General features: G+C 56.0%; 17 protein-coding genes. 5 read left to right on the top strand and 12 right to left on the bottom strand.

The annotated features are described in order from the left end of the window. The first annotated feature begins 90 nt into the window (after positions 1-90). Together SLIT_RS06490 and SLIT_RS06485 are read left to right on the top strand one after the other, a co-directional pair. Positions 91-720 (top strand): CBS domain-containing protein, encoded by a 630-nt coding sequence (locus SLIT_RS06490; protein WP_013029439.1) that lies wholly within the window; start codon positions 91-93, stop codon positions 718-720. Beyond that, on the top strand, positions 717-1,265 hold the full coding sequence (locus SLIT_RS06485; RefSeq protein WP_013029438.1) for an HPP family protein: 549 nt from the start codon (positions 717-719) through the stop codon (positions 1,263-1,265). The genes SLIT_RS06490 and SLIT_RS06485 overlap by 4 nt, the downstream gene beginning before the upstream one ends. A gap of 72 nt (positions 1,266-1,337) precedes the next feature. Here SLIT_RS06485 and SLIT_RS06480 read toward each other — a convergent pair whose 3' ends face one another. The 12 genes from SLIT_RS06480 to SLIT_RS06425 form a co-directional block, all read right to left on the bottom strand. Next, positions 1,338-2,876 (bottom strand): bacteriohemerythrin, encoded by a 1,539-nt coding sequence (locus tag SLIT_RS06480; RefSeq protein WP_223293834.1) that lies wholly within the window; start codon positions 2,874-2,876, stop codon positions 1,338-1,340. A gap of 23 nt (positions 2,877-2,899) precedes the next feature. Beyond that, positions 2,900-4,231, bottom strand: coding sequence for a response regulator c-di-GMP phosphodiesterase, NosR family (nosR, locus tag SLIT_RS06475; protein ID WP_013029436.1), 1,332 nt, complete (start codon positions 4,229-4,231; stop codon positions 2,900-2,902). Between the two features lie 57 nt (positions 4,232-4,288). After that, the gene (locus SLIT_RS06470) at positions 4,289-5,110 is read right to left on the bottom strand and encodes an HDOD domain-containing protein (RefSeq protein WP_013029435.1); all 822 of its coding nucleotides are present in this window, start codon (positions 5,108-5,110) and stop codon (positions 4,289-4,291) included. A 65-nt stretch (positions 5,111-5,175) separates the two neighbouring features. Continuing rightward, entirely contained in the window at positions 5,176-5,991 is an 816-nt protein-coding gene (locus SLIT_RS06465) for an ATP-binding response regulator (RefSeq protein ID WP_013029434.1), read from the bottom strand. Then, the gene (locus SLIT_RS06460; RefSeq protein WP_013029433.1) at positions 5,991-7,793 is read right to left on the bottom strand and encodes a putative bifunctional diguanylate cyclase/phosphodiesterase; all 1,803 of its coding nucleotides are present in this window, start codon (positions 7,791-7,793) and stop codon (positions 5,991-5,993) included. The genes SLIT_RS06465 and SLIT_RS06460 overlap by 1 nt, the downstream gene beginning before the upstream one ends. Positions 7,794-7,982: 189 nt before the next feature. Then, on the bottom strand, positions 7,983-8,993 hold the full coding sequence (locus tag SLIT_RS06455) for a potassium channel family protein (protein ID WP_013029432.1): 1,011 nt from the start codon (positions 8,991-8,993) through the stop codon (positions 7,983-7,985). A gap of 1 nt (position 8,994) precedes the next feature. Next, positions 8,995-9,528: a peptide deformylase gene (gene def, locus SLIT_RS06450; RefSeq protein WP_013029431.1), complete on the bottom strand. Its 534-nt coding sequence runs from the start codon at positions 9,526-9,528 to the stop codon at positions 8,995-8,997. Continuing rightward, the gene (locus SLIT_RS06445; RefSeq protein WP_013029430.1) at positions 9,518-10,264 is read right to left on the bottom strand and encodes an S-methyl-5'-thioinosine phosphorylase; all 747 of its coding nucleotides are present in this window, start codon (positions 10,262-10,264) and stop codon (positions 9,518-9,520) included. The genes def and SLIT_RS06445 overlap by 11 nt, the downstream gene beginning before the upstream one ends. Position 10,265: 1 nt before the next feature. Then, the gene (locus SLIT_RS06440; RefSeq protein WP_013029429.1) at positions 10,266-10,814 is read right to left on the bottom strand and encodes a hypoxanthine-guanine phosphoribosyltransferase; all 549 of its coding nucleotides are present in this window, start codon (positions 10,812-10,814) and stop codon (positions 10,266-10,268) included. Next, entirely contained in the window at positions 10,814-11,683 is an 870-nt protein-coding gene (galU, locus tag SLIT_RS06435) for a UTP--glucose-1-phosphate uridylyltransferase GalU (RefSeq protein WP_013029428.1), read from the bottom strand. Before galU ends, SLIT_RS06440 begins: the two co-directional genes overlap by 1 nt. Then, entirely contained in the window at positions 11,680-13,785 is a 2,106-nt protein-coding gene (ligA, locus tag SLIT_RS06430; protein WP_013029427.1) for an NAD-dependent DNA ligase LigA, read from the bottom strand. The genes galU and ligA overlap by 4 nt, the downstream gene beginning before the upstream one ends. Continuing rightward, on the bottom strand, positions 13,785-14,837 hold the full coding sequence (locus tag SLIT_RS06425; RefSeq protein ID WP_013029426.1) for a cell division protein ZipA C-terminal FtsZ-binding domain-containing protein: 1,053 nt from the start codon (positions 14,835-14,837) through the stop codon (positions 13,785-13,787). Before SLIT_RS06425 ends, ligA begins: the two co-directional genes overlap by 1 nt. 38 nt (positions 14,838-14,875) lie before the next feature. On the opposite strand from SLIT_RS06425, the gene SLIT_RS15835 reads away from it, so the two are divergent. The 3 genes from SLIT_RS15835 to SLIT_RS06415 are packed head-to-tail and all read left to right on the top strand — an operon-like array spanning position 14,876 to position 18,732. Next, positions 14,876-15,094, top strand: a complete 219-nt coding sequence (locus SLIT_RS15835) for a hypothetical protein (protein WP_150102956.1) — start codon at positions 14,876-14,878, stop codon at positions 15,092-15,094. A gap of 15 nt (positions 15,095-15,109) precedes the next feature. Beyond that, positions 15,110-16,222 carry an HD domain-containing phosphohydrolase gene (locus SLIT_RS06420; RefSeq protein WP_013029425.1) on the top strand — a complete coding sequence of 371 codons (1,113 nt, stop codon included), beginning with the start codon at positions 15,110-15,112 and terminating at the stop codon, positions 16,220-16,222. Beyond that, a complete protein-coding gene (locus tag SLIT_RS06415) occupies positions 16,123-18,732 on the top strand; it encodes an ATP-binding protein (protein ID WP_083775014.1) in 2,610 nt (869 codons plus the stop codon). The genes SLIT_RS06420 and SLIT_RS06415 overlap by 100 nt, the downstream gene beginning before the upstream one ends. Position 18,733: the final 1 nt, after the last annotated feature.

Below are 18,733 nucleotides of genomic sequence, written 5' to 3'. Positions count from 1 at the left end.
GGATAGCCGGTATTTACGCCAACAGCGTTACTGGTTGAACGGGCAAGCTGATAATATGTGCCCCTGAAACTTACTTGTTGGATTCTCAGCATGAATAGCACTTCAAAAGAAGATCCAAAGAATAACTATTCGACAAATGAAGTTGCGGAAGTCGAACTGGTCGACGAGGATATTCTGGATGCGATGCAGCACATCCCAGGCTACCTCGACATCACCACAGAAGATTTCAGGACGATCTACCACTTGGCCCATCGGCATGCATTAGCGCGTCTCTTCGCCAAGTTCAAAGCCTGCAATCTCATGCGCACAGGTATCGAGCCTTTATCTCCCGACATGTATCTCGACGAGGCGATCAAAGCCATCGTTCGTTCCGGCCTGAAGAGTCTGCCGGTAGTGGATGAAAAAGGCTGTGTCACAGGCATGCTGACCGAAACCGATTTCTTGCGGCGGCTAAAGGTAGATACCTTCCTGGAGTTGCTGCTGGACATGCTTGATGACGACTTCGAATTCCAGCACCGCTGTCATGAGACGCACGTCAAGGAAGCGATGACCTCCCCGGCGATAACGGTGACCAAAGATGCCGGTTTCGGGGAGGTCATTACTGCCTTCCACCAGCATGACGGCCGCAGCACCCCTATCGTGGACAGCGACGGCCGCCTGCTTGGCATACTGTTGCGCAAGGACTTCATTGCCGCATTTAACCTGGAATATCTGCGTTGAAAATCACCGAATACTTTCAAAAGATGCGCGGCACCACGCGCGGCGGGCCGCCAAGAGTAAGCACCTCCGAGATCATTTGGTCCTGGATCGGCGGCTTCCTGGGTATAGCTGCGGTAGCCTGGGTCAATCGTCTATTTCTTGAAGGAACCGACCTGTCCTTGATGATCGGTTCCTTTGGTGCCACCGCTGTACTTATCTACGGCGCTATCCGCAGTCCCCTGGCGCAGCCGCGCAACCTGCTGGGCGGACACATCCTGTCAGCGATCGTGGGTGTCACCTGCTGGAAACTGTTCCACCAGTATCCCTGGTTTGCGGAAGCGATGGCGGTAAGCACTGCGATCGCGCTCATGCATCTCACCCGAACGTTGCATCCCCCCGGTGCCGCCACCAGTCTGATCGCAGTGATCGGTTCTGAGGGCATCCACAAGCTGGGATATTTGTATGTGCTGATACCCTCCACCCTAGGGCCCCTCATCATGCTGCTGGTAGCGCTACTGGTTAACAACATTCCGGAATCGAGGCGGTATCCGGAGATTTGGTTCTGAAGCCTTAAAGCACCTCGCTCAGAACTGCTCTGCAGGACCCCAAGCCTGGATTGCCTGACCGCTCTGAGCTTTTCAAGCTTCTTCCACAGGAGCCTGGCGTACCGGCAGACATACCCTGAAGGTGCTCCCCTTGCCCACCTCGCTTTTCACTTCAATGCGCCCATGGTGTTTCTGGACGATCCCATATGACAGCGACAACCCCAGACCGGTGCCCTGGCCTACCGGCTTGGTCGTGAAGAAAGGATCGAAGATACGGTTGATATGTTCAGGCGCGATGCCTTTACCGGTGTCCTGCACTTCCACCCAAATCTCGTCATCACCTTTGATGCCGGTGCGAACGGTGATGGTGCCTTGCTTGTCTATCGCATGGGCCGCGTTCACCAGCAGATTCATGAACACCTGGTTGAGCTGTGACGGCATGCATTCCACATCCGGCAGTCCGGCATATTCCTTCACCACCTCCGCCTTGTACTTGAGCTCATTGTTGACGACATTGAGGGTACTGTCGATGCCATGCTCGATATTCGCATGCTGCCAATTTGACTCGTCGACATGGGAAAAGTCCTTCAGGTCCTGCACGATGCGCTTGACCCTGGCCAATCCATCCTGCGATTCTTGCAACAGGTTCGGAATGTCCTCCACCAGATAGGGAAAATCCACTTCCTGCTTGACCCTGGCAACCGCTTCTAATGCAGAGCCGTCATTTCCGGATTCTGCAGCTGCATAAGCATCGATCACCCTGAACATGCTCGTGATGTACTTGCCCAGCGTGCCCATGTTGGAATTGACGAATCCGACGGGATTGTTGATCTCATGTGCCACCCCAGCCGCCAGCTGACCGATGGAGGCCATCTTTTCCGATTGCAGCAACTGGTTCTGGGTCGATTCGAATCTTTCGTTCAGCTGCTTCAGTTCCTCGTTGCTGGCCATCAATTTGCGGTTGGCCTGTTCCAGAGATGCAGTGCGCTGTTTCACACGCTCTTCCAGCTGTTCGTTCAGCGCTTGCAAGGCTTCATGTTCCTTTTCCAGCTCCTGGTTCTTCTGAATCACTTCCAGCGTCTTGTCGCCCAGCCTGCCATACATCTCGTTCAGTGCCTCCAGCAGTACGTTCGATGCTTGGGTCATGAAATCCGTCGCCTTGCGGGTTGCTTCCTCGTGGCTGGCGCCAGCCTGCAATGCCAGCACCTCCTGCGTCATGCGCTTGTCTGCACCGAGAATATGCTGGACCAGCCAGTTGGTGAGATATTTCAGCAAAGAGGGAACCATTTGGCTGGAAACATCTGCACCATCCATCAATATCTTCGCCGCAAGCAATACCTGGGCAGTGAAATGCTGATGTGCCTTGAGATGCGCATCCTGATGGGCGGCGTCCACGCCAGACTGCTTCATCAGCTTCTCCTCGACGCTGAAGTGGTACGCTGTGTAGCTCGCCAGCTCGTTCAGGATATCATCCAGCTCGTTAGTACCGGATTGATGTGTGCTGATTGCCCCCAGTTGATTGATCAGGTCGACCAGCTTATGGTGCTGTTCATCCACCGTTTCCACGCCGGTATTGAATTTGTCATCCCAGACGAATGTCTCGAACTTTTCCGCTGCCGCAGCAAGCATCATCTCTCCTTCATGCAACCGCTCTGCTATTTGTCATAGACATAGATGGTCAGTTTTTCTCCGAGATACTCGAAACTCCTGATCTGCTCGATCAGGGGAGTGTCCAGCACGTGCTCCCTGGACAGCAACAGATCGCCTTGCCTGGTCGTCAGATCTCGTGACAGCATCATCCCGGGCCGGATCTGTTCCAGATGAAGTGCCAGTTCCACAACATGTGTATCTGCCTTGCTGACCGACCTCATCACGCTCATGAAAGCGTCCGCCACCGCCGGATCGTAGCGTACCCCCCGCCCTTCCTGGATGAACAGCAGGGCATCGGCCTGCTTCAGTCGCTTGCTCAACAGCATGCCGATCTGCGCCGCATCATATTCGTTGGCAAGCGCGATGATCCGCGCACCCAAGGGAATCTCCAGTCCTTGCAACCTGTCGGGATACCCCAGCCCATCGAAACGCTCATGATGACTGCGTATCAGCTTGGCCGCGCCATTCAACTGCTCCAGCGCCATCAGCGCAGCCTGCCCCTTGATTGGATGCTTGCTCACCTCCAACCGTTCTTCGCTGCTCAGGCTGGCGAACGGTTTTTCCAGCAGGTAGTCCGGCAGGCCGATCTTGCCGACATCGTGCAATAACGCCGCGAGAAACACATCCTGGGCCTCCGCCTCCTTCAATCCCATCTTCTGGGCGATCTTTCTGGACAGTTCGGCGACCCGTTGCGAGTGCCCAGCCAAGGCGCCTTCGCGCATCTCGATCAGGTTGGAGAAGACCCGGATCGAAGTGATGAAGCCCTGCTTGAGTTTCTCGTTGGCCACTTCCAGGAACCCCATGGTCTGTCGCACTTCCTCGGTGCGCGCCCTGACCTTCTCTTCGAGGTTGGCGTTCAGCTCTTTCAGCTCCTCGTTCTGCCTGCGCGTCAGCGCTTCCAGGCCCTGATTCGTCTTTTCCAGTTGTTTTTGATGCAACGCCTGCCGGATGGACAACACAAGGTCGTTGTCTTCCCAAGGTTTGGCTATGTAGCGATAGATATGCCCCTTGTTGATGGCATCGATGGTTGCAGTCAATTCCGCATGGCCAGTCAGCAGGATGCGCACCGTTTCCGGCCAGCGTTCGTTGACCTGTTCCAGAAACTGCGCCCCGCTCATCTCCGGCATGCGCATATCCGAGATCACCAGGTCGACAGCTTCGCGCTGCATGATCTCCAGGCCCTGCATGCCGCTTGCAGCCGTCAATATGCGGTAACCGCAAGGATGGAACAGGCGCTTCAGCGATGACAGGACATTGGCCTCGTCGTCGACGAACAACAAGGTTGAGGTATTTCCTTCCAGGGACGGTGATGACGTTGTCTCGTGCATGTCGCTCATCAGGATTTCCATCTTAAAATTGGCACATAACAAAAAGATAATCGCAGGGCTGCTGATCTATGTTTCCAGCATCAAATCGACCACAGCTTCCAACTGCTCCGGCTCAGGCATACATGCCTCGATGCGTTGCCAACTCATCTGCAGGCGTTCGATCAACTCTTCAGGCAGGCTACCCATCAAGGCATCCCCACTCAGACCGCTCTCCATCTGCACAGCCACGTGCACCATGGCTGTGATCGGCTCGAAGTGCTCCTTTTCCGGCGTGCGCCAATAATGGATGCCATGTTCGATCGCCGCCGGGAAGTTCCAGCGCCTGGCCATGTCAGCGCCGATCTCGGCATGATCAAAACCCAGCACAGCATGCTCTATCTCGAGCAGATCCGTCCCGGAAGATTTCTGCTGCGCCAATATGTCGGCGAAAGCTTCCGGGATGCAGATGCTCAGCACGAGCTGGCCGACATCATGGAACAGTCCGGCGGTAAATGACAGCTGTCTTCCTCCTCCAAGGCATTGGGCCAGCGCCTCAGTGTAAGTCGCTACCCGAATGCCGCGCATCCAGTAAGCATGGCGATCGAACAAGGTGTCTTTGGATGGCGGAAAAGCGCGCGTGAAACCCGCCGAAACCACCAGCGAGCGAACGGTATCGAATCCCAGCACCATCACCGCATCCTGTATTGATCCGACTTCTCGCTCCAATCCATAAAACGAGGAATTGGCCACTCGCAGCACTTTTGCGCTCAACCCTTGGTCGAGCGCAATCTTGTGCCCCATGATGGCGCTGCCCACATTGGCATTTCTGAAGCTGTCCATCACCTCCCTCACCACCAGCGGCATGGCGGGTAGCTGATGCAGTTTGTCCAGGATTACGCTCTTATCCATAAATGGCGCCAGGTTGCACTTTTATCCTCGGTCAATAACTCCGGCAAATATCGAACCGGTCCGTTCTATGGTTCGACATCGATGACGATAACCACTCCCCTCGAATGCGATATCTCGCCCATCGGGCAACACCAGTAATTCGCGTGCTTGCCATCAGGGCCGTGCGGAAAGCTGCCTTGTTGCTTGCGACATTCACCGACCAAGGCACAAGCAAGCAATTCGGCCGGGAGAACTTCGGTTGCCGCTTCGCCCACCATGGCCTTGTTGCCGACGTCTGTAAATATCCGGTGCGCACTCATGTTGGCGATTGCGATCATGCCGTCGTCACCGATGCCGATTACCGCCACCGGCAGATGCTCCAGCACCTCCTGCGACACCTGGAGGATGCTCAGGTTACGCATCACTTCGCGCGTCTTTTCCTCGACACGCTGCTCTAGCTGATGATTGATACTGAGCAGCTCTTCATTCGCCCTCTGGAGTTCGGCAGTCAGTCGCACATTCTCCATCTTCATCTCGTAGCGCTGGAATGCCTCTTCCACGTTGGCCCGCAGCAGGTCGTCCTCCCATGGCTTGGTGAAGAATTTGTATATCGCGCCGCGATTGATGGCGTCGGTCACCGAATTGAGTTCGGTGTAACCGCTCAGGACGATACGCACCGTATCCGGATACAGGTCGCGCACCTTGCCCAGAAACTCAACACCAGTCATACCGGGCATGCGCTGGTCGGAAATGATCACGCCGACCTCGTTCTGGCGCAGCAATTCCAGCCCGGCATCGCCGCTGTTAGCCCGCAGGATGCAATATCCGTCCCGCCGCAGCAACCGCACAAGCGCGGAAGTGATGTTCTCTTCGTCATCAACCAGCAGCAGCGTGCGCTCCATCAGGCCCCCGCTGGAAAAAGATTCGCGCTGTTTTGCAGCAGATAGGTCATCTCGGCAACGGGTACCGGACGGCTGAACAAGTAACCCTGCATTCCGTCGCATCCCATCCGGCGCAATTGCGCCGATTGCTCTGCGGTTTCCACTCCTTCGGCGATCACACTCAAACCGAGGCTGCGCCCCAATGCGATGATGGCAGACACGATCGATTCGTCGTCCCGGTTGCTGGACAGGTCTTGCACGAACGACTGGTCGATCTTGAGACTGCTTATCGGGAAACGTTTCAGATAGCTGAGGCTGGAATAACCGGTGCCAAAATCGTCGATGGAAAACCGGATACCTGCTTCATGCAGGGTATTCAGCGTATCGATCGTTCTTGCCACATTATCCAGCAACAGACTTTCGGTCAGTTCCAGCTCGATCCCATTCATTGCCGGGTCCAGACCATGCTCCTGCATGATCTTCAGGACAGAACCGGCAAAATCAGGCTGCCTGAATTGCAGCGAAGACAGGTTGACCGCGATGTGCACATCGGGGATGCCGGCATCCTGCCAGGCTCGTGCCTGCTTGCACGCTTCACGCAACACCCACTCTCCCACCGGGAGAATCAGGCCCGTCTCTTCCAGCAACGGAATGAACTCGGCTGGAGTGACAAGACCCCGCTCTGCACTTTGCCAACGCAACAGGGCTTCCATGCCGACGATCTTGTTGCAATCCATGTCCACCTTGGGCTGGTAATGGAGCTCGAACTCGTTGCGCGCCAGTGCCTGGCGCAGTTCAGTCTCCAGCTTCAAACGTTGCCATGAAGTGGCGTTCATCTGAACGGTGTAGTACTGGAAGTTGTTGCGCCCTTCTCTTTTTGCCTGGTGTAACGCCGTGTCCGCACTTTTGAGCAGAGCTGTCGTATTCACTCCGTCTACCGGGTATATGCTGATGCCTATGCTCAAAGTGATGAAAACTTCACTGTCGCTTATCGATATGGGGCTGTGTGCGAACGAATCCAGGATCTTCTGTGCCACTTCACCGGCGGCATGCGTAGCTTTCACGCCAGTCAATACGATGGCAAATTCGTCGTCGGCGATGCGCGCCACGGTATCGCATGCACGTATCTGGCTGCTCAACTTTTTGGCCACCGTTTGCAGCAACTGATCCCCGACAGGATGCCCGAATGACTCGTTGACCTTCTTGAACCGGTCCAGGTCGAGCGACAGCACGGCAACCATCTGGTCATCCCGGTTCGCCCGGGCGACCTCCTGGTCGAGACGATCGAGGAAAAGCAGGCGATTGGGCAGCGCCGTCAATGAATCGTAATGTGCGATACGCTTGATCTGGCTGTCCTTGTGCTCCATTGCCGACGCCAGTTCCAGGTTGAGCTGCGACAACAGCACATTTGCACTCTGGATCTCCTGCAACAGGCGTTCTTTCTCCTGAGCCAATTCATGACGCCAGAACGCCTCCATCACATCGACGCGCAAAGCTTCGTTGTCCCATGGCTTGGTGAAGAATTTGTATATAGCCCCGCGATTGATGGCACCAGTCACCGAATCGAAATCGGCGGAACCGCTCAGGACGATCCGGATGGTGTCTGGATACAGCTCATATACCCGGGTCAGGAACTCCACGCCGGACATGCCGGGCATGCGTTGATCCGAAATGATCACACCCACCTTGTGTTGTTCCAGCAATTCCAGGCCTTCCAGAGCGCTGGTCGCACGCAGGATCCTGTAGCCGTCGTGCCTGAGCAGGCGCTCCAGGGCGGCGCCAACATCGACCTCATCGTCAACCAGCAACAAAGTACGTTCCACGGAGCCCCCAACCACGGCATTGAGTAGCCGAACTTTATCACGAGCGCAAGTGTTTGACACAAGTCAGGAATTGGCGGAGTGCTGCTGTTTGCTCCACCCGATCATTATCTGGTCAGAATGACCGGGAACAGAATGGCCGCAACGACTCCCGCATCCATCCCAGCGACAGCGATCAGTCGATGCCCTGCATCAGCTGTTCCAGGCGATTGCGTCCTTCTGGTGTGGACATATCACCATCAGTACATCTTTATCCTGTAGCTGGTGATGGGCCTGGGGATTGAACTGCCATGCGTCATTGCGCTGAAGCGCCAGCACCAGGCAATCCTTGTTGCTGTGATACAAAACACTCAAGGGTTTGCCGGCCAGGCTATCCGGAATGACGACTTCTTCCATGCGCAGTTTGCTGTCCGATTTCAGCATCTCATCGAGAAAGTTCATCACGTTCGGTCGCACCATCGCCGAAACGATGCGCAATCCGCCGCTGAAATCCGGCGAGATGACCGCGTCCGCTCCAGCGCGCCGTGTCTTCTCGGCGTTCTTCAGCGCATGGCACCGCGCGACCACGCGCAGATTCGGATTGAGCTGTTTGGAGCTCAGGCTGATGACCAGATTGGAACTGTCGTCGTGCGCCACGGCAAAAACGCCCTTTGCATGCTTAATTCCGGCCGCAAGCAACACATCGTTATCGGTCGCATCGCCATGCACATACAACTGCAACGGATGAGTTTCCAGATAATGATGGATGTTATTGATGTCGCTGTCGATGATGACAGACGGACGCCCGGTCATTTCCAGGTCATGCGCGACATTGCTGCCGACCAATCCGACACCGCACACGATGTAATGATTCTTCAATTGCGCGATCCTGTTTTGCATCTTCTTTCTCCGCCGTAGGACATTGAGATCGCTCTCCAGCATGAACGCTGTCACTGTGGAAAGCACATAACCCAGCACACCGATACCCGCGATACCGATAAACACCGTGAACAGACGGCCGTATTCGTGCGGTGTAACATCGACGACCTCGTGATAACCAATGGTGGAGATCGTGATGAAGGTCATGTAGAAGCAATCGAGCCACGAATACTGCGGCCCGCCAAGCAGGCGATAGCCCATGGTGCCGATGGCGAACACCGACACCAGCGCCAACAGGGCGATCAGGAGATTGCGGATCACTCTGGATTCGTGGTGTACGGCCATGCTATTCGTCTTGCACCTCGGCGTCAGGGAACAGCACATCGCTGAAGCCGAAGTTCTTCATGTCGCGGATGCGCATCGGGTAGAGGATGCCGTCGAGATGGTCGCATTCGTGCTGGACCACGCGCGCGTGGAAACCGCTCACGGTGCGATCGATCAGCGCACCGTATTCGTCGCGCCCCTGGTAGCGCAGATGGGTGTAGCGCGGCACCAGACCACGCATGCCCGGTACGCTCAGGCATCCTTCCCAGCCCTCCTCCATGACATCGGATAGCGGCGTGAGCACCGGGTTGATGAGCACGGTCTGGGGCACCGTTTCGGCATCGGGATAGCGCGGATTCTGATTCACCTCGAAGATGACAACGCGCAGATCGACACCGATCTGCGGCGCTGCCAGCCCGACACCATCCATGGCCAGCATCGTTTCGCGCATGTCTTTCAGCAATGCATGCAACTCCGGCGTATCGAACAGGCGCACCTCGCCTGCCTTGCGCAGCAGGCGCACATCGCCCATACGCAGTACTTCCCTAGTCGCCATCTTGCCCTACCGCACATTCCAGGATGTTCCGCACACGCTCCATCGCAGGACCCATCACCGTCCCGATCGTTTCCAGGGGAACGCCATCGCGACTGCCGCCACGCCCGGCGGCTTGATTGACCACCACCGCAATGGTGGCATAGGCCAGCCCCAGTTCCTTTGCCAGCGAGGCTTCCGGCATGCCGGTCATACCGACCATGTCTGCACCGTCGCGCTCGAGGCGGTTGATCTCGGCTGCCGTCTCCAGTCTCGGGCCCTGTGTGACAGCATGCACGCCGCCATCCACACATGCCTCGCCCGCGAGTTTCACTGCGGCGATTATCTGCTGGCGGACCTTCTCGTTATACGGCCGCGTGAAGTCGATATGCGTGACCGATTTATCCTTGCCGTCGAAATAGGTGAAATTGCGGCCATACGTGTAATCGATGATCTGATCCGGCACCACCAAAGTACCAGGAACCAGATCTGCGCGGATGCCGCCGACCGAGGTCACCGCGATGACGCGCGTTGCTCCCTGGTCGCGCAATGACCAGAGATTGGCGCGATAGTTCACCTCGTGCGGCGGAATGGTATGGCCGTAGCCGTGGCGCGCCAGGAACATCACCTCGTGCTGATTGATGGTACCGAAGGTCATCGGCCCGGACGGCTCGCCGTAAGGCGTGCGCAGCACTTGCCGATGGGTGATCTTGAGGTTAGTCAATTGTGCAAAACCCGTACCGCCGATGATCGCTAACATTTCAGTTTTCCTTTACTGCATAAATCGCCGGCAGATTGCGCCACGCACCATGAATGTCCATCCCGTATCCGAATACGAATCGGTCCGGCAGTTCCATGCCGACAAAATCCGCATGGATGGGCTTGTTCTTGCCGTTCGCCTTGTCGGCGAAAACCGCGCTGTAGAACCTGCTTGCTCCCAGTTCCATCACGCGCTGCCTGATCGCGTGCAAAGTCTCGCCTTCATCCAGGATGTCGTCCACCACCAGCACGACCTTCCCGCGCACATTTTCGCGCGGCGCGACTTTCCAGTGCAATTCGCCGCCCTGTTTCTCGTTCCCGTAGCGCGAGACATGCAGGTAATCGAAGTCCAGCGGGAAATCGAGCATCGGCAATAGCTGTCCTGTGAATACCACAGCGCCCCCCATCACCGACAGCACCAGCGGGTGCTGGTCTGCCAGCTCCAGATTGATCGCGTCGGCCACGCGCCGCACGGCTGCCTGCACCTCGTCTGCCGAATGAATCAGCTCCGCATCCTGCAAAATGATGCGTGCTTGCTGATTGCTGAGCATCACGCTACCGTTTTCAGATAAGCAGCAAAGTCCTCGCGCAGCTCTTCATGCTTCAAGCCGTATGCGACTTGCGCCTGCAAATATCCGAGTTTTGAACCACAGTCGTAGCGAGTACCACTAAAGCGGTAGGCCAACAACTGCTCTTCCTTAAGCAGTTCGGCGATACCATCAGTGAGCTGGATCTCCCCTCCCGCACCAGGCTGGATATTTTCCAGATAATGGAAGATGCGCGGCGTAAGGATGTAACGCCCAACGACTGCCAATGTCGACGGAGCGACTTCTGGCTTGGGCTTTTCCACAATGCCGCTTACCCGTTCAATGTCTTTTTCCAGATTGACACTGCTGACGATACCGTATTGCTTGGTGTTGGCACGCGGCACATCCTGCACCCCCAGGATCGAACACTGGTATTTGGCAAATACGTTCACCATTTGCTGGATGATGGGCGGTTCACCGTCGATCAGGTCATCGGCCAGGATCACTGCAAACGGCTCGTCCTGTATGACCGGCTTGGCGCACAGTACCGCATGCCCCAGACCCAACGGCTCAGCCTGGCGGATATAGATGCAGTTCACATGCTTGGGAACGACATCCTGTATGACGCTCAGCAACTTGAGTTTGCCATCAGCCTCAAGCGTGGCCTCAAGTTCATAGGCTTTGTCGAAATGGTCTTCGATGGCGCGTTTGTGCCGCCCGGTGATGAACACCATATCGGTGATACCCGCGGCTACAGCCTCTTCCACCGCATACTGTATCAATGGCTTGTCGACGATGGGCAGCATCTCCTTGGCAGTTGCTTTGGTGGCGGGCAAGAACCGGCTACCCATACCGGCCACGGGGAACACTGCTTTGGTGATTTTCTGTTTCATGGTTTTTCGTACTCTTTCAATTGGTCAAACAACTGTTGCTCATCCCATACGGGCACATTCAATTCGCGCGCCTTGTCCAGCTTGCTGCCCGCCTCGACGCCAGCCACCACACAATCGGTCTTTTTCGATACCGATCCAGCCACTTTCGCTCCCAAGGCCTCCAGCCGCGATTTTGCCTCATCGCGGCTCAGGTTGGCGAGCGTTCCGGTAAGCACGAAGGTCTTGCCGGACAATGGCAGTTCCCGAACGCTGCTGCCTTCATGCTCAGCCCAATGCACGCCGAGTATCCGCAATTGCTGCACCACCTCGCGGTTGTGCGCCTCGCCGAAGAAATCGACGATGCTCTGCGCCACCACCGGGCCGACATCGGGCACGGCCAGCAATTGCTCGACATTGGCCTGCATGATGGCTTCCAGCTTGCCGAAGTGCCGTGCCAGGTCCTTGGCCGTGCTTTCGCCGACATGGCGGATACCCAGCGCGAACAGGAAGCGGTTGAGCGCGGTGGATTTGCTTTTTTCCAGCGCATCCACGATGTTCTGCGCGCTTTTCTCCGCCATGCGATCCAGTGCAGCCAGCGTCTGGGAATTCAGCACCTTCTCGTCATACAAGTCCGATAACGAGTGGATGATGTTCTCGTCCACCAGCTGGTCCACCAGTTTGTCACCCAGCCCCTCGATATCCATCGCGCGCCGCCCGGCGAAATGCAGGATGGCCTGTTTGCGCTGGGCGGCGCAGAACAGGCCGCCGGTACAGCGCGCATCCGCCTCCCCCTCCTCGCGCACTACATGGCTGCCGCAGACCGGACAGGACGTCGGCATCATGAATGCACTTAAAGTTGGACTCGGTGCAGTGAGCTCCAAATTAATAGTGTTAGACGGCGGAATAGTCGGCTCGACTTTCATTGTCGGCACTACACCTACCACTTCCGGGATCACATCGCCCGCACGGCGCACGATCACCATATCGCCGATGTGTATGCCCTTACGGCGTATCTCGCCCTCGTTGTGCAGCGTGGCGTTGGAGACCGTGGTGCCACCGACGAACACCGGCTCCAGCTTGGCGACCGGCGTGAGCTTGCCGGTACGGCCCACCTGTATCTCGATGCCGTTAAGACGTGTGACCTGCTCTTCCGCTGGAAATTTGTGCGCCACCGCCCAGCGCGGCTCGCGCGAGACAAAACCCAGCTTTTCCTGCAAGGCGATGCTGTTGACCTTGTATACCACGCCGTCGATGTCGAACGGCAGGCTGTCGCGCATGGCTTCGATACGGCGATGGAACTCCACCAGTCCTTGGGCACCGTGCACGACCCTGCATTCATGGCTTACCGGGAATCCCCATGCCTCCAATTGATCGAGCACTCCTTTATGTGTTTCGCGCCAATCCCAGCCTTCCACCTTTTCTCCAAGGCCGTAAGCAAAGAATTTCAGCGGACGCCGCGCGGCCAGTGCCGGATCGAGCTGGCGGATGCTGCCCGCCGCACCGTTGCGAGGATTCACCAGCGTAGGCAGCCCCTGCTGGCGCTGACGTTCGTTGTAGCGCTCAAAGTCAGGGCGGGCCATGTAGACTTCGCCGCGCACCTCCAGAACACCAGGGCACATCCCTTCCAGCGATAGTGGAATCTGGTGGATGGTGCGCACATTCTGCGTCACATCCTCGCCGGTCTCGCCGTCGCCACGCGTAGCGGCCTGCACCAACCTGCCCTGCTCGTAGCGCAGGTTGAGCGCCAAGCCGTCGAATTTCAACTCGCAAACGTATTCAATTGGCGGGTCGTTTTCGTTCAATCCCAGCTCGCGCCGCACTCGCGCATCGAATGCAATCGCCCCCTGGTCGCTGATGTCGGTCTCGGTTCGGATCGATAACATCGGCACCGCATGACGCACCGGCTGGAACATATCCAGCGGCTTGCCGCCGACGCGCTGGGTTGGAGAATCAGAGGCAAGCAGCTCGGGATGCTGCGCTTCGAGCGCTTGCAGTTCGCGGAACAGCTTGTCGTATTCCGCATCGGGAATACGAGGCATATCCTTCACGTAATACCAATAGTCGTATTCCGCGATCTGTTTGCGCAACAAGGCTGCGCGACGTGTCACATCTTGATTGATCATCAGGAGAACAACCTGAGCGCTTGCGCACTGCCCGGCGTGATATGCCCGGCCAGCATGAGCGCTTCCGTGGCCGCGACCTGTGCACGTATCTGGGCAATGGCACCATCGCTCAAGGCCACGCGCTGATCGTCCACCATGGATGCGCGCAACGTCCTAGCCAGTTCCTGCGCCAATACCACCATCTGATCGAAATGACGGACAGGCTCGTCCACACGGGGGATATCCAGCAGCAGGGTCAGGCTGTCGACGCGCGATTGATTAAGGGTGTGGTGCTGGAACGGCGAGCCGTCGGAAGATCCCAGGCTGAACAGGGTCTCGCCACTTTCATCCAGCAGGTGGAAGGCGCCATCGGATTGCAGGTCCATGCCAAGGCGTCCCGCCGCATTGGACACTTCGGTTCCGAACAGTTTTCGGTCTCCGCTGGTCAGCAGGTTGATACCTATCATCTGATCCACATCGGCACAGAAGCGATCCAGTTCCTGGGCACGCTTGATCGCCTCTTCGACCGGGGGCAGATTGAGTTCCACCTTCAGCTGGCCGGCAATATCGCCGAGCAGGTCGCGGAATCCGGCCAGCCTCATCTCGCTTACCGAACCCGCCCTGTCCACCAGTTGCAGGCCTATCCTGAAGGCGCGGTATGCTTGTTCGCTTTCCGGGATCAACCGTTCCCACAAACCGCTGTGGGTGTTCAAGCCACAGGCCAGGATAGTCTTGCCAAAATCGAAACGGCGCTGCCATAGCGTTTCCAGTACCGTCGGCGTGATCGGGGTTTTCAGCAACATGGTAACGACATAATCGGTGGCATCGTTGAGCAGGCCGCACACATCGCCTGATGGCGGACTGATCGATCCGCCCGAGTGCGGCGGCGGATCGCCTGCTTCTGCAGGATGGACCGTGGCGGGTACTACCTGGATGGCTGGATCGCTGGAAGACGGTTTGAATGCATCGCCCAGACTGCGCCGGTAACGCCATTGCTGCCAGAAGCCGTATAGATAGACTCCAACCACCACAACCAGTCCGATGGCCAACAGGCTCAGCTGAAATTCACTCATGTTTGAATACCGGGACGAACGCCATGTAGGAAATACGCGTGAATTATCTCAAATCCTTGCTTAGAATGGCAGGCCTTGAAGTTTTGCAGCTGCTTGTCGTCAACCCTGAGGCCGACCATTCTGCCGTGCAGACAGTTGACGAAGAAAGCAGAGCAGGCTCTACTTACATCCGCTCGACCCGGCGGGGCAATGTCTCCAAGCCAAATCCCACCAAAAATCCCGCACAAAGACGGGCCAAGTGTCGCAGTATCCGCTAATAAAGGAACGAACACATGCCATTCGAAATCATCGGACAAAACGACAACACCGCATCCCTTCCGACCATCGCGATCATTGACGATGAATTCACCAGCAGGATCATTCTGGACAAGATCGTTCGCAGCTTGCAGAAGGAGGTATTTGTTCAGGCATTCGCCTCCCCACTGGGGGCGATCGACTGGCTGAGATTGAACCATCCGGATCTGATCCTCGTGGATCACCTGATGGACGAGATGTCCGGGCTGGATGTCGTCAAAACGATCCGGCGTGTACCACATCTGGAACATGTTCCCATCATTATGGTCACGGTATCGAATGACAACGATATACGCCATAAGGCACTGGATTTGGGGGTTTCCGAATTCCTTACCAAGCCTTTCAACCATTACGAATGCCAGATACGCTGCCGCAATCTGCTTGCGTTGCAACTGCACCACAAAGAAGTCCTGTATCGTTCAGAACAGCTGGAGAAGGCAGTCACCGAGGCGACGCGGCGGATACTCGAACGCGAACAGGAGACGTTGTTCCGGCTGGCGAAAGCAGGCGAATACCGCGATTCCGACACCGGCAATCATGTGTTGCGGATGGCCAAGTTCTCGCGCCTGATCGCCGAGGGCATGGGGCTGGACGAGAATCGATGCAGCCTGATAGAGATGGCTGCCCCCATGCACGATATCGGCAAGATCGGCATCCCGGACAACATCCTGCTAAAACCAGGAAAGCTCAATCACGAGGAATTCTCGATCATGAAGACGCACTCCTCGATCGGTTATCATATCCTCAAGAGCAGCCACTCGAAATATATCAGCCTTGGTGCCGAGATCGCGCTATCGCACCATGAGCGCTACGATGGCAGCGGCTATCCCAACGGACTGAAGGGCAAGGCCATCCCCCTTGATGCTCGCATCGTTGCAGTGGCCGACGTCTTTGATGCGCTGACTTCCGAGCGCCCCTATAAAAAAGCCTGGTCAAACCAGGATGCTGTCGAGTTCATCTATGCGAACAAGGGCTCCCACTTCGATCCGGGATGCGTCGAAGCTTTCATGCTGCAATTCAGCAAGATCAGCCTGATCCAGCAGCAGTTGCAGGATACGACTCCATCGCAGAAAGTTCAGGTATGGCAATGAAGGCAAAATTCCAGCACTTTATTCGTCAGTTGCGCATGAAAAATGGCGAGCATGAACAGGTTCTGCTGAGAATCGCCTTTACAACCTTGATACTGACTTATTTATTCGTCGAAATAATGCTTGGCAATCCTGAAATAATTTCCAGGCGCCAATTGATTTTTGCCAGCAGCTACTTGGTATTTTCCATATTGCTTGCCGCATATGTTTTGTTCAAGCCGAATGTCTCAAAACGCAGAGTATTCCTGACCATGATCTGCGACCTGGGGGCCACAACGTATGTGATCCTTATTTCCCAGGAGACTGGACCGATATTTTTTGGGATTTACCTTTGGGTAATCGTAGGAAATGGCATTCGATTCGGCGCCTGGTCACTCATTACTTCTTATGTAACCAGCATTCTCGGATTCACTCTTGTCATATTTCTGAATGACTATTGGATATCCAATCCCCGTCTGTCCATCGGATTGATGCTCACTCTGATTTTGATTCCCCCATACATACTTAAGCTGCGCAACCAAGTTAATCAGGCATTGGAAGAAGCTAGACGAGCCAGCAAGGCAAAAAGTGATTTCCTGTCCAATATGAGCCACGAAATGCGCACCCCTCTCAATGGGGTGATTGGCGCGGGAGACCTGTTGCTGGGCACACGCCTGGATGATGAACAAAAAGACCTGGTTGCCACGCTGAAGAAATCGGCGCATCTCCTGCTGAAATTGATCGATAACATCCTGGACCTTTCCAAGATCGAAAGCGGAAAACTGGTTTCCGAAAAGACGGATTTCGATCTGCACAAACTGGTCAACAGCACGCTTGAAATGTTCCTGCCCCAGGTCGAAAAGAAAGGGATCAGCCTGTCCGTTCGATTCACGCCTGAGACTTGCTTCATGCTGCAAGGCGATCCACTGCATCTGCAGCAGGTACTCATCAACCTGGTGGGGAACGCGATCAAATTCACCAGCAAGGGCAGTGTCGAACTCAGGATCGCAACTTTGCAACAAGGCGATCTCCAGACCCTGCTTCGTTTCGAGGTGATCGATACGGGCATCGGCATCTCGCCCCAAGCTCAGGGCAGGATATTCGAGAGTTTCACCCAGGCCGACCAGAACATCACACGCATCTACGGCGGGACAGGATTGGGCACGACGATCTCCAAGCAACTGGTGGAGTTGATGGGCGGCAAGATGGGGGTGCAAAGCGAACAAGGGATCGGCAGTATTTTCTGGTTCGAGATTCCCTTCTTCAAACAATCGGCCGCTGTACTCGTCGAATCCAAACCAACGCTGGAACAACTTTTTGTACTGACCATCGGTTTGCCGCGCGAGGAGCAGCACGCCGTGACCGACTATACCGCCGGCTGGGGTATCCGCTGCGAACATGCCGCTTCACTGACGCATTTCTTCACTTTCCTGATCGACAAGAACATTGAACGGCCTGCCAACCTGGCCATACTATGCTTTCCGCAAAATATCGGCATGACCGCCAAGGACTTCGCTGCAAACATCCAGGAATTGCGCGGACTGAAACAAGTCTCGCCAATATTGATCAACCCTGACCTGCACAACCACAGCGAAAAGGAATATCTGGATGCAGGCTATTCCTGCCTGTTGCGCACACCGCTCGACAAGACATTGTTGTTCAACGCACTGCACGGAATCATGGCACCGCGCCCATCGGAGGGTGTCATCTCGTTCAAGGAACACTATGAGCGCAGCACCGCCGGGAAGCGCGGGGTTCGCATCCTTGTTGCCGAAGACAACGGTACCAGTCAGCAGATCATCGAGAAGATACTGAAGCACGGCAACCACAAAGTCGATATGGTGGAAAACGGTGAACAGGCCCTGGACAAGCTGGAAGAGAACACCTATGACCTGCTGATCCTTGATATGAACATGCCGCAGATGGGTGGTCTCGAGGTCGTCAAGGTTCATCGCGCTCTTTCCAGGCGCCCCTTGGACACACCAGTGATCATCCTGACAGCAAATGCCACACTGGAAGCAAAACTGGAATGCGAACGAGCCCACATCAATGCCTATCTGACCAAGCCCGTCGATGCATTGACCCTGCTCGACACCGTAGCACGGTTGACGCTGACCCCCGCCAAGACCGATGCCCCGGAGCTATTTCACTCCCTGGAGCAATTCTCGGCTGGATTGATCAATGAAGATACGCTGCACCATCTGGCGTTGCTTGGAGGCGATCAGGATGACTTCCTGCAAACCGTGCTCTACGGCTTCCTGCTGGAAACGGAAAAATTGCTTGAGGCGATGCGCCTTGCCCTGTCCAAACGCGAGTACTCCACATTCAAGGAACTGGCTCATATTTTGAAGGGCAGCTCCGGAAACGTTGGGGCAGAGGCATTGTTTGCCATTTGCACCCAGATATTGGCCATCAGCAACGCCGAACTGGGGTCTTCGGCCAAGGGATTGCTGGATGAGGCCCTGCAGAACTTCCCGGAAACACGAGCCGCACTATTGCATTATCTGAATGGTGCTCATCAAGCCACAGTGTGAA

This window comes from Sideroxydans lithotrophicus ES-1, assembly GCF_000025705.1.
Lineage (GTDB): Bacteria > Pseudomonadota > Gammaproteobacteria > Burkholderiales > Gallionellaceae > Sideroxyarcus > Sideroxyarcus lithotrophicus.
The sequence above is the reverse complement of the archived record's forward strand: the minus strand, read 5'-3'. Positions and strand labels throughout refer to the sequence as shown.